The sequence below is a fragment of the Alkalihalobacterium sp. TH-98 genome, from assembly GCF_057473385.1.
The window spans coordinates 82,286-94,656 of record NZ_JBYCKM010000026.1 but is presented as its reverse complement, the minus strand read 5'-3'; the positions used below and the strand labels follow the sequence as shown (position 1 = coordinate 94,656).

Here is a 12,371-nt window from a genome sequence, read left to right as displayed (position 1 = left end):
ACCTCTATTGTATGTATTAATTCTTACTATTCTAACTTATTTAACCTATCACTAGATAGTGCTACACTAATAGTAATCGATTACTGAGGAGTGGTCCAATTGTTCGACCCGACCATTTATGAAAATTTAAAGGTTGTTTTAGAAGGTGCCGTTTATGATCTTGACTTTGCGAAAGAAATCCATGTAATTAATCGTTCTGACATCATTGAATTAGCAAAAATGTCGAGAGAATTTTCAATGCAGTTTAAAACAACAAATGCTAAGAATGATTGCCCCATTGCTGAAGTTCGACTCCTGTCAACACTTCAAGACTTTGCGATTGAAAAAATACAGCTAGATGAAAATGCAGCAGGATGTTTCTTTGACATTTTTTTATTCACTACAATTCAAAACGTAACAAACGATTGTGATAAGATCGAAAAAAAACTAATGCAAATTTGGCAAAATCGGCCGATCATCACACAAAGGATTTCATTTTCATACGGTCAGGAACATATCTTAACGGATAAAATTACAATCCGTTTCGGCCGAAAGATAAATGAGGATCAAATTGAAGACTTTCAACAACTACTTAGCTACACCTTACAATCGCTTCAGTTTTTAGAAGACTACTTTAATTAAATTTGAAAAGTTCTATAACTTTACCCTATTTCGTTTAAAACTACTTGAAAACGTGAATGTAATACGAAAAAAGACAAATGCTATAAACATCTCAAAAGTTGACTTCTACTGATGATTTACCGATGAAAGTTAGAATTACTTTATTTAAAAATACTACACTTTGCATAACGAAAAGGGTTGATACATATGAAAAAAATTGCTTTTGTAACCGATAGTACAGCTTATATAACGGAAGATTTAAAAAATCATCCAGATGTCTATGTCATGCCTCTTGCGATTATTTTTGGTGATACTGTCTACGAAGACGGGATTAGCTTAACAACAGAACAACTATACGAAAAAATTAAGCAATCTAAGGAAGTACCAAAAACCTCACAACCAGCCGTAGGTAAATTTGTTGAGTTATATGAAAAACTGAAAGAAGAATACGATCAAGCAATTGCTGTCCACATATCAAGCAAATTAAGCGGAACACTTGAAAGCAGCCGATCGGCAAGTGAAATGGCAGAATTCCCTGTTGAAATTGTTGATTCAAAATCCATGTCTTATGCTATTACTTCATTAATTCAAACAGGAATGAAATTATCAGAAGAAGGAGTAGAAGGAGATACAATTGCACAAAGACTTCGTGAAGAAGCAGATAAAGGTGAAAACTACATTCTCTTAGGAAGTCTTGAGCAGTTTTATAAAGGTGGGAGAATGTCAGGAACACAATTTTTAATAGGAAATCTTCTACAGATCAAACCAATCATCCGGATTAATCAAAACGGCGAGTTCGAAGTGTTTGAGAAAGTTCGTTCAGAGAAAAAAGCCGTTCGTCGTTTGTTAGAACTTATACAAAATGCGTACGAAAAACATTCCATAAGTGAAATCCAGATCATGCACGGAAATGTGTTGGAAAAAGCAGTTGCCCTTGAACAGGACATTAGAAGTAAATTTCCAAACATGAACGTTGTTATCGGTGAGATTAGTTCGACGATTGCTGCTCATGCTGGTGAAGGAACAGTAGCAATTATCTGGCAAAAAAATTAGCATTAGAGTTTTCATTTCAAAAACAATTGAAAAAGAGGCTGACTTAAATGGAATGCATTTCATCATCTTAGAGTACATTCACACCTAGTCGGCCTCTACTCTTTACACACGTTTTCTTACATTAAAGTTCTCATCAATGAGTAACCAGTTTTGCGGGAAATCCCACCCTAATACCCAATAGTAAAAACCTCGTAAACCAAGCTCTTTGACTAGATCAAACTTAGCTTGCATGCTTCTTGCATCTTCAAACCACACTTCATGCTCTACGCCCTCTTCATCCACATAATTAAAAAATGGAGACTGTGCCACCGGGTCGTATTCAATGTCCGCGTTATACGTGGCCGCTAGTCGAATCGCTTCCTGATGGTCTATTGCCCGAGCTCTCGTTTCACCTGCGACAAAAGGTAACGTCCAATCATAACCATAAAGAGGAATACCCATCATAATTTTATCATTCGGCATTTCTGACGCTGCATATTCAATGACTCTTCTGACTTGATCGATCGGTGCAACAGCCATAGGAGGTCCACCTGTCCAACCCCACTCGTACGTCATTAAGAATACGAAATCAGCATATTCCCCATGTGCCGCATAGTCATGACCTTCATACAGAACACCAACCATGCCTGGCTCTACTTGCGGTGCTAGTGCACTCGAAAGAAAATAACCTCTTTCATCTAATCTCACTTTCGCCTTACGCATCAGTTCATTGTATGGCTCACGGTTTTCTGCACCTAAATACTCTAAATCAAAGTCTAGTCCTAGATAACCCTTTTGATCCATAATTGCAATTGCTTCATCCAATAAGCGGTTTTGTAATTCTTCGCTTTGCAACACAGTCGTTACAAGCTCTGTATCAAAAGCTCCATCTTGAATATTTGTTATCACCATCAAGGGAACAATGCCATTTTCATATGAAACATTTATAATTGCTTGATCATCAATTGGCGTTAATGTCCCATCTGCATTTAGCTCATAACTAAAGATTTGAACAAATGTTAAGTACTCACCTACTGCATCAACAACTTCAGGAGATTCCTCCCCCGTAATTTGCAAATCCACATATGCGCCTACATCAACGGTTGGCTTTTCTAGAAACTGAGTTGGAATATACAGCCTAAAGCCAACAGGTAAGTTTTGCGGGTCCTGAATTTGGTTTACTTCAATAATCGTCTCCACTGGGATTTGATAACGTTGACTAATCTGCCATAAACTTTCTCCAGGTTGAATAAAATGGAACCTGCCGATAATTGGAATCATTAACGCTTGCCCGGTTACGAGCTGATCAGGATTTGGCAGTTGATTGGCTTGAGCAATCGCATTTGCCGTTGTATTGTATGCTTGAGCAATTCCAAACAGCGTTTGCCCTGGTGAAACAACATGTATTTGCACAGCTTTTCCTCCCTAATGCCCAATATTTACCCTATCACTGTATTCAACCAGGTGAATTAAATGCCTGGCCATTAGAAGTTTTCATTGAAAAGCTTTATACAGAGCATTTAGTATCAAAGACTAAGCTTAAAAGACTCAAACGGTTTAATACAGATTAATTCCAAGTTTTAGTAATTACTAATTCTAAATGACTCATTAGAACTGAAAAATAACTTATAATGGAAAAAGACTGATCTATGTTGTTCTTTAGAACCAATTAATCCCTTATACTGGTATTGTTCTAATCTATGTTTCAATTTAAAGCAGTAATATACCGTTTTATGGAAATATTTCTATCTAAGTAACCCTCCAAATCGACTTATTCCTAATAAAGGAAATGAGGATAGGCATAAAACACCTTATGAAACCACAAACACACCTCCCTATGAAGAAAGGTGTGTTAACATTCAAAGTGATTGCGATCCATTGCATGCTCAACTGAAAGTAAGCCAGGCCTGTTCTCCCTGCTATCTTCAGTTACTTAATGAATCCCCATTTCTTTTAATAGCTTATTAAACTCAAGCGTTTCAAATTGTTTTCTTACTTTTTCTGCGTCAATGGTTAATAAAGCATCTTCAACGACACACTCAATCGGAACATCACATCGAATTTCTGCTAATTGGCGTGAAAGGTGGAGCATGTCCAATTCACTTTCAATCTTTGTTCTCATTCCCTTTGGTAATCTCTCTAGGTTTTCAATGATAGCTTCAATCGTTGCATATTCTTTTAATAACTTAATTGCTGTCTTCTCACCAATTCCTTTAACCCCAGGGAAATTGTCGCTAGTGTCTCCCATTAATCCTTTTAAATCAATCATTTGAGCCGGGGTTAGACCTTTTTCTTCAAGTAATTTCTCAGGTGTATATACTTCGTAGTTTGACATCCCTTTTTTCATAATAATTGAGTGAACCCGGTCGGTAACAAGTTGTAAGCTATCGTGATCTCCGGTTAAAATTTGTACCTGCATCTCGGAACTATATTTTTTAGCTAATGAACCGATACAGTCATCTGCCTCAAATTGTTCAATCCCTATATTGGGAATATCGAAGCTCGAAACGACTTCTTTGACGAGGTCAAATTGAGGAACCAACTCTTCAGGCGGCTCTCCTCGATTGGCTTTATATTGATCGTAAAGCTCGGTACGGAACGTTTTGCTGCCCATATCCCAGCAACAAATGACGTGACTCGGCTCAAATGTTTGAATAGCATCCCACATATATTTTACAAACCCATAGATCGCATTCGTAGGAACACCTGCGCTCGTTTTCATTATATAACCTCTATATGCTGTTGCGTAGTAGCCTCTAAATAATAGAGCCATGCCATCAACTAGCATTAATTTATTATTATTTTCCAAGAAACCCACTCCTGACTTTTAAAACGTACCTATCTATCCTAACAAACTATTTCTGAATTGAATAGTGAAAAGAGGGGGTGACCATTTATTGTCACTCCCTCTTCATAAAGTAGATTAATAGAAAGTCAAGCACATATAGCCGTTGACACTATAAATAATTAAGTACTTTCTAATATTTCTTTTCTTTTTCTAACGATCTCATCATAATCATCAATCAATTGAATTTTATGTTGATCTAATACAGATAATATCTCTCGTACGTTAGCAGTTGTTTGTTCTGCTTGATTCAACGAATCATTGATCTTTCCGTGAACAACCCAATCAACAATAATGCCATCAAAAAAGTAATCTGCAAAAGTAAGAAAATTCCCAATATCCATCTTAATTTCAAAATGATTTTCAATATCGATCAGTTCTTCTTGAAACAGACGTAGTTGATTTTGCGCATAATGGATCTGTTTTCTCGCATCATCTAAGTGACTATGTTTAATAGCTGTTGTCAGCATCCCGCCACCAAACATATCCCACGTCGACCAGCCCTTTGCTTTATCAAGTGAATGAATAGCTCGTTGTAATGCCGATAGAGAAGCAAGACCTGCTTGAATAGCTTCTTCATATTCTTTTAAATATGATCGAATACTAGTCTCTTGTTCTGAAAGAACATATAACTCTCTACTTAGAGCAGAATGCTTATCATGGATTAACCGTTCTTTTTCTTTTAAAAGACTTTTATATTCAACCTCCGCATTCACAACCGTGTGCAGCATCGTACGTAACTCTTCTAATTCCTTTTCCAAGTCTATAATCGTTTCTGCTGCTTCTTTATATTTTAATTCTGCTGCAATGACTTCTTGTTGCTCTTTATCAAGCTTCTCTAATTTTTTACCCATTATCGTAAAAAAGATATTCGTTAGTGAGATCTTTTCTAGCCGGGAAACGTCTTTCTCTTCCTTTTTCAATTGAAGATACAAGTGATTAGCTTTATCTCTTTCTTCTTCTAAGTAAGCCTCGCTTCGAACAATATGTTCTTCGAATTTTACTTTTTTCCGTTTCTTTTCCTTGGCTTCAAACAGCCTCTCATTTAGTTCTGTGAACACTATCATCACCTCTACTTATTCAAACGTTATTCCTGTAATAATGTTTCAAGTTATCGCTTTTTTAGGTTACTAATTTAGGCATAAAAATAATTAGATTAGCACTACCGGACGATTATATAATATTATTAAATATTGTTTCTAATTCAGCTTTATTATGATAAACAAAGTTAGCTAATTGAGCCTTTTTAAATGCAGGAGTAATGTGTAAATTCGGACTTAAGAACCGCAGTGTTTCATATGTATCATCTAATTTCACCTGAACGTCCGCTTCTCGTCTTAACGGTGTCTTATTCGTTATAATGCGAATGGCAGTCCCATCGATTACCTTTTCAATCGTTTCATTCGTAATAGGCAAGCTCTTCAAGTGCAATTGGATAAAATGATGAGCCATATCTTCTATATTTTCATTTAACATGTTGAGCACACCTTCTCTACTGGGATAAAAATGAACGTACTTTACTAGACAATCACAGCAAAGTACGTTTCATTTTTTCGTTATAATATTTCTTATTGTTGAGCGTTATTTTCTCGTTGTTGTTTAATTCGTTCTAACGCGGAAGAGCCATTTGGTTTATCATATTTCTTAAACTGATCTTCTACAGAAGTCGTAGAGTTTAATTGTTTAACAGCTTTTGATTTATTTAATCGCTCATTTGCTCGTTCTTCATAGCGATTTAAAGTATTGAGTGAACTATTTTTGTTTACTTTCTCAAATACTTTGTTGATACTTTCATTAGCATCTGCCATTTTATGTTTCGCGACAATTGATGCTTTTTGAGATTTCACTTCAGCAATCGACTCCTGAAGCGATTCCAACTGATCGCGTAAAACCGATACTGTATCCGCCTGCTCTTCGGCTAGGGCATGGAAATTCTCTTTTTCAGCTAGGTGCTTTTCATATTGGACTGCCATTTCTTCTGCAGCTGCTTCATCACCTGAATCTAACGCGTTGTTTACTCGATTTAACCATTTTTCAGCTTCTTTTTCTGCTTGATTTTCTAAACCTTCTAACCTTTTTTGTTCTGCCATAGCTCCTGCTACTCCGTCTCGAGCCTCTGCATAGGCACCTTCTAAATCTCTGATCTTTTGATTTAAGACATTTTCGACATTTTCCATCGAATCAATGGCAGCATGAGCGTTCCCTTTAATTAACGTAACTAGTCTTCCGAAAATAGACATATAAACAAAACTCCTTCTTAATATATATATTTTTTTGTATATATAGCACCTAGCTTAAATGGTTCTTTCTAGTTTTTGAATTCTGTCCTCAATGGGAGGATGAGTCGAAAATAGCGATGCAGATTTCTTGGAAAAATGGTTATAAATATAAGATGATTTAAGGTTATTTCCTCCAAGCTGTGCTTCATATTCTGATTTACTATAGCGCGGACGATAACCGCCAATTTTCGCTAATGCATTAATTAATCCTCGATTATTGGATACAATTCGAACGGCTTTCGTATCTGCCATATATTCTCGTTGTCTTGAGATTGCTGAAGAAAGTAATGCAGAAACGACTCGAGAAAATACTAGAATGATGATTACAACTAAAAATAATAAGGCTGTATTTTTACCGTTATCATTATTATTGTTCCTTGATCTTCCTTTCACCCGCATGTTTCGGTAAATAATTTCAGCTAAAAGAACGAAAGACGATGTTAGCGCGATGGTTACAGCTTTTAACCTAATATCGTAATTAATAATATGGGCAAATTCATGGGCCATAACCCCTTCAAGTTCTTCCTCGTCTAGCATATGTAACAGGCCTTCTGTTACACCCACAATTGCATTATTATGGTTAAATCCGGTTGCAAAAGCATTAGGAATGTTTGTAGGAATTACGTAGATTTCCGGCATTTTTATGTTGCATCCTACCGATAATCTCTCAACGATATAGTAAAGAGTCCGTAACTTTTCATCCTGAGTATCCTTCGTCACTAATCTGCCATTAATACTTTTTTTGATCATGAATTTGAACGTTACGAAATTGAATAATAAGTAAGCCCCGGTAATAGCCATCGTAATGAACGTAAAAGTAATGACATCTCCTTCAAGATACCCATATAGTGCACCTGCACCTACAATAAGGGAGAAAAAAACGATGAGCAGGAGGATTGAATTGAATTTATTCTTCCTAATCTCCTCACCAGACATTAAATATCGTAAATCTTTTTCGCGAGTTTTTGTCATTTCCATCACCTATTTCGAACGAACGTCATTCACTGATAAATGATTGTATACCTTTCTTTCTTCCTCTGTTATTGAGAAAGACTCTTTAGGTGTATGGCCAAACTTACTAGCTATTAAGTTCGTCGGGAATGAACGAATGAGAATGTTATAGTTCTCAACGCCTCCATTGTAGCCCGTCCGTGCATACGTAATTTTTTCTTCTGCTTGTTTGATAGAAGACATAGCATCTTTTAAGGAGTGAGCGACATTTGAATTTGGATATGCCTCCATTAGCATAGACATTTGTGGTAATAAAGAATTGACGTTTTCGTTCGCGACAGCTTTTTCTTTGACACTTTTGCTTGTTAATCCTTTTCGTGCCAGTAAAGCGGATTCCACAAAGTCTTTCTCTCGGTCTGAACCGAGTTCAAACATTTGAACCACATTCGTTAAAATCCGGTATTTAGCATCAAGTTGATTGTCAATATTGGACCAAGCGGTTTTTACATACTGTTCATGACGAACGAGTTTGTTGTAGGACAACCATAAATAAATGATGACACTAACCGGAATGAGTATTGCAATTAATAAAAGAACTACAATGAGTGTTGTCATAAACTACCTTCCTTTATTTTTATTTTTTGATTTCTGCAAAAGCGGGCGGTAAATCCGGCTTATACTATATTTACGAACAGGATTTTGTTTGGTTTCAAAAAAATTTTCAAGTTTTTTAGAGGTGCACCAAGTAAATTTTCCCTTTTTAATTCTAATATATCCAACTGCACCTTCCAATATTTTTGTAATTTTGTATTTAATTCACAATTTATATCGTCCTCACAGTAATTTGATGGTAACTTGCTATAATTAGAGTACTGTTTCATAGTAAAAATTTTCTTAGCGGTTATACCTTTTTAATGATATGATAATTTCGTATTACGAAAGGAGTACTTCTATGCAAGCACAAACTCAACAACAAACAGTTCAGCCTCAAGAAAAAACAATGTACAATATTTTACTTATTATCGGATTTGTTCATTTGCTGAATGATGCAATACAAGCACTCGTACCCGCTATGTTTCCGATACTCGAACGGTCGATGGGGTTAACATTTACCCAGCTCGGTATCATTGCATTCGCATTGAATATAACTTCTTCACTAATTCAACCTGTCGTTGGATTATATACGGACAAAAAGCCGTCACCGTATGCTTTACCGATTGGACTTTGCTTTACTTTTTTTGGTGTACTCGGGCTCGCTTTTGCCCCGTCGTTTTGGTTTGTCGTTCTTTCAGTCATTTTTATCGGTTTAGGGTCGGCAACTTTTCATCCTGAAGGATCGCGCGTAGCTTATATGGCTGCTGGAAAACGGCGTGGATTTGCACAATCCATTTATCAAGTTGGAGGAAATGCAGGTCAAGCGATGGCGCCGCTTATTACTGCTTTAATTTTAGTTCCAATGGGGCAATTTGGCGCGATTTGGTTTACAATTATTGCTGCATTGGCGATAGGACTGCTCGTTTACATTGCAAGGTGGTATTCTAGTCAAATTATTGCGCTAGCTAAAATGCCGAAAAAGAAAGCTGTTACAACTAAGATGAGTCCTAAACATAAGAAAATGGTCGTATTTGCTATTAGTCTATTAATCTTTTTAGTTTTTGCTAGATCTTGGTTCCATGCTGGGATCACAAACTTCTATGCTTTTTATATTATTGAAAAATTCGGTTTAACAATTGCACAATCCCAGGGCTACATCTTTGTCTTTCTTTTAGCTGGTGCAATCGGAACATTTGCTGGGGGACCTCTTGCCGATCGATTCGGAAAAAGAACAATGATCATGCTGTCGATGCTTGCATCTGCTCCATTAGCACTGATTCTCCCGTATGCAGGACCAACTGCAACATACTTTTTATTAGGTATTATTGGATTTATTATATTATCAAGTTTCTCGGTTACCGTCGTTTACGCACAAGTATTAGTACCAGGCAAAATCGGTACAGTTTCTGGGTTAATTGTTGGTCTTGCCTTCGGTATGGGCGCAATTGGCTCTGTCGCGCTTGGCTGGCTCGCCGATGCTGTCGGCTTAACAAACACGATGCTATTCACTGTTGCCCTTCCATTAATCGGCGTACTAACATTTTTCTTACCATCCGATCGTAAAATAGAAGAGATGCATGGATAGTGCTTTTAATCGAAAAAATATATCAAGAGAAAAAACCCTTCAATCTCGCTCGTACACAAGAGATTGGAGGGTTTTTCATAGGCGTTGGACTTTGACTATGAGATCCGAATATTATTTCCTACTCGCTTTTGATAATAAACGTCCAGTCCCCTTTTTGTTCGACTTTTTTTTCTTTCATTAATCTCCCGAGGGCTCGTTTAAATGCAGCTTTACTCATTCCAAAATCTAAGCGAATGTCACCTGGTTCACTTTTATCCGTATACGGCATTTTGCCCCCGTTTCGCTCTAGATAAGCATAAATCATCTCTGCATCTTCATCTAAACTCTCTTGTTTTAATGGAAGAAGCGAAACGTTAAGACTCCCATCTTCCTTTACATCGATAACGCGTCCTGTAACATGTTCACCAAGGCGTGGTTCTTGTCGTCTTTGACTTTCGTGAATAAAACAACGATAGCCTTCATCTGACAACATAAAAGAGCCTACTTTCAATGCGCGATAAATTCGGCCTGATATTTGTTGTTTGTCCAACTCGAACGTAGCTTCTTTCTCTATTTCTTCAACAACTTCTTCGGTTACAAGCTGGCCGAGTAATCGACCTTTATAATCTATTTTGAGTGTGACGAGTAATTGATCTCCTACTTTTGGCCAGACCGATTTAAAAGCGGGTAAATCATCAACTGAAACGAGAATATCTTTTTGAATACCGATATTAACAAAGACACCTAAGCGTGGATTAATATCTACAACTTCAACCCAGTCGTATTCCCCCAGCTGAACTTTTGGAATCGTCATCGTAGCAGCGAGACGACCTTCTTTGTCGTTATATAAGAAAACCTCAATGGTTTCTCCTTCTTTTACTTCTCCTGTTATTTCATTTGTATGTAATAGAAAGTCTTGTTCACCATCTGTTAAAAAATATCCAAATTCGGCTTGTCTCTCTACACGTAATTTAGCTATTGAACCTGCTTGTAATTTATTCATTCTTAAAAAACCCCTTATTCTATTTATCCACATGAAAACTAACCAATGGTATATTTGACCAATGCCTTACCTATTATACCAAAAGTATTGCGCTTGCATACTATTCTTGATGTTTTCACTTTATTTCACGTGAGATTGCTACTAAAATGAAGGTTAGGTACTACTTAGAGTAAGGAAGTGTTTTACAATTAAGAAAAAAGCTGTGTTTTATACGATTCTCGGTCTGCTGCTTTTAAGTAGTTTTTTTAAATATTTAGATGTGATCATATACAGCCGAGATGAAGCCACTGTTTTTCATTTCATCATGCTCCCTGCCGTTGCAATCGGTTCTATTTACTTTTTTATGCAGGCATTTGTCCATTATAAAAAGCTATGACCCTTAAACTTACAGGATTATAGCTTTTTATTCATATTTATCACGGAACTATTAGAAATATATCGATCTATACTAGTAACCGAATTTAAGTAGCTTTCGTTAACTCGTTTTAAATCCTACAAAGTCTCTGTATTTTTAGATCTCTTTCGGAGTTTATAGATGATAACTAGTACAATAATCGTCATTGGAATAAAAATTGGTGAAAGACCTATAAGTAAAACTATAAGACCTGAAAATAAAGCGACCGTATTATTGATGGACGACATGAATAAACTTTTCGACTTTTCCCAAGTATTTAAGTCATTACTTCCTTGGATCGATGGAACATTCACTTTATTTTCTTGTAAATAGATGGTGACTGTTGAGAACTCTACATTTTTTTCTAAATAGTTCATTCGCCCAAGTGTTCGCTCGATTTCTTCTTGTACCTTAGCTAAATCAGAAGAGATTTTTAATAAGTCTTCCGTATTTTCAGCGTCTTCCATAAATGCAAGGAGACGTTTCTCTACGACTCGTTTGGAACGTAAACGCGATTCTAAATCCACATATTCTTCCGTTACATCATTTCCACTAATCATTCGTTCGTTTACTTTTACACTTGCAGACTCTACATCATTTAAAAACGCTTGGAAATGTTTTTGGGGTACTTTTACGATCAGATTTCCGTGAATTTGTTGTTCTCCTGATCGATAAACCGACGACTCAATGACAAACCCGCCAAGTTCTTTTACTCGATCTTGAATTGCAGCTTCTGATTGATGGTAATCGTTCACCTCAAGTGATAAGTGTGCATTGTAAATGACCATTCTCTCTGAAGATTGATTATTTGAAGATTGGTCCGTAGAAACAGAAGCTTCCTCTACCATCTCTTTTTCTGCGCTTATCCCTCGGCTAGCTACGCCGCTATAGCTTGCTTCTTCAGCAACCATTTCCATTGCACCTGCGTCTTCACTCATTTCTGTCCGATATTCGTTGCTGCTACAAGCTGATAATAGGATGCTAAAACCAAGTATAGCGATTAGAACTAATAATTGTACATGTCTTCTCCGCATGTATTTACACACTCCATTCATTTTGGTTTTAACATTAGACGACCTTTAACGGAAAAAAGTTACAATTGATTTTCT

Annotated in this window: 12 protein-coding genes; 3 read left to right on the top strand and 9 right to left on the bottom strand. The window is 36.6% G+C overall.

The window, feature by feature from the left end; all coding sequences use genetic code 11:
• Window positions 1–99: 99 nt before the first annotated feature.
• Together AC2VNP_RS09985 and AC2VNP_RS09980 are read left to right on the top strand one after the other, a co-directional pair.
• Window positions 100–621, top strand: a complete 522-nt coding sequence (locus AC2VNP_RS09985) for a hypothetical protein (protein WP_486917192.1) — start codon at window positions 100–102, stop codon at window positions 619–621.
• A 186-nt stretch (window positions 622–807) separates the two neighbouring features.
• Window positions 808–1,653 carry a DegV family protein gene (locus tag AC2VNP_RS09980; RefSeq protein ID WP_486917191.1) on the top strand — a complete coding sequence of 282 codons (846 nt, stop codon included), beginning with the start codon at window positions 808–810 and terminating at the stop codon, window positions 1,651–1,653.
• 102 nt (window positions 1,654–1,755) lie between these two features.
• Here the strand turns inward: AC2VNP_RS09980 and AC2VNP_RS09975 are convergent, their stop codons facing one another.
• The 7 genes from AC2VNP_RS09975 to AC2VNP_RS09945 all read right to left on the bottom strand — a co-directional run bounded on the left by AC2VNP_RS09975 (window position 1,756) and on the right by AC2VNP_RS09945 (window position 8,322).
• Complete coding sequence (locus AC2VNP_RS09975; RefSeq protein WP_486917190.1) at window positions 1,756–3,045, bottom strand: glycosyl hydrolase family 18 protein; 1,290 nt, start codon at window positions 3,043–3,045, stop codon at window positions 1,756–1,758.
• 520 nt (window positions 3,046–3,565) lie between these two features.
• Complete coding sequence (locus AC2VNP_RS09970) at window positions 3,566–4,420, bottom strand: 5'-3' exonuclease (protein WP_486917269.1); 855 nt, start codon at window positions 4,418–4,420, stop codon at window positions 3,566–3,568.
• Window positions 4,421–4,599: 179 nt separating this feature from the next.
• A complete protein-coding gene (locus AC2VNP_RS09965) occupies window positions 4,600–5,538 on the bottom strand; it encodes a hypothetical protein (RefSeq protein ID WP_486917189.1) in 939 nt (312 codons plus the stop codon).
• 112 nt (window positions 5,539–5,650) lie between these two features.
• Window positions 5,651–5,953 carry a hypothetical protein gene (locus tag AC2VNP_RS09960; protein ID WP_486917188.1) on the bottom strand — a complete coding sequence of 101 codons (303 nt, stop codon included), beginning with the start codon at window positions 5,951–5,953 and terminating at the stop codon, window positions 5,651–5,653.
• Between the two features lie 92 nt (window positions 5,954–6,045).
• Window positions 6,046–6,717 carry a PspA/IM30 family protein gene (locus AC2VNP_RS09955; RefSeq protein ID WP_486917187.1) on the bottom strand — a complete coding sequence of 224 codons (672 nt, stop codon included), beginning with the start codon at window positions 6,715–6,717 and terminating at the stop codon, window positions 6,046–6,048.
• A 54-nt stretch (window positions 6,718–6,771) separates the two neighbouring features.
• Window positions 6,772–7,728, bottom strand: a complete 957-nt coding sequence (locus AC2VNP_RS09950) for a M48 family metalloprotease (RefSeq protein WP_486917186.1) — start codon at window positions 7,726–7,728, stop codon at window positions 6,772–6,774.
• A 9-nt stretch (window positions 7,729–7,737) separates the two neighbouring features.
• The gene (locus AC2VNP_RS09945; RefSeq protein ID WP_418200622.1) at window positions 7,738–8,322 is read right to left on the bottom strand and encodes a LemA family protein; all 585 of its coding nucleotides are present in this window, start codon (window positions 8,320–8,322) and stop codon (window positions 7,738–7,740) included.
• Window positions 8,323–8,659: 337 nt separating this feature from the next.
• Here AC2VNP_RS09945 and AC2VNP_RS09940 point away from each other — a divergent pair, with 337 nt between their 5' ends.
• The gene (locus AC2VNP_RS09940) at window positions 8,660–9,886 is read left to right on the top strand and encodes an MFS transporter (protein ID WP_486917185.1); all 1,227 of its coding nucleotides are present in this window, start codon (window positions 8,660–8,662) and stop codon (window positions 9,884–9,886) included.
• 118 nt (window positions 9,887–10,004) lie between these two features.
• On the opposite strand, the gene AC2VNP_RS09935 is transcribed toward AC2VNP_RS09940, so the two are convergent.
• The gene (locus AC2VNP_RS09935; protein ID WP_486917184.1) at window positions 10,005–10,868 is read right to left on the bottom strand and encodes a CvfB family protein; all 864 of its coding nucleotides are present in this window, start codon (window positions 10,866–10,868) and stop codon (window positions 10,005–10,007) included.
• Between the two features lie 492 nt (window positions 10,869–11,360).
• Complete coding sequence (locus tag AC2VNP_RS09930) at window positions 11,361–12,296, bottom strand: DUF4349 domain-containing protein (protein WP_486917183.1); 936 nt, start codon at window positions 12,294–12,296, stop codon at window positions 11,361–11,363.
• Window positions 12,297–12,371: the final 75 nt, after the last annotated feature.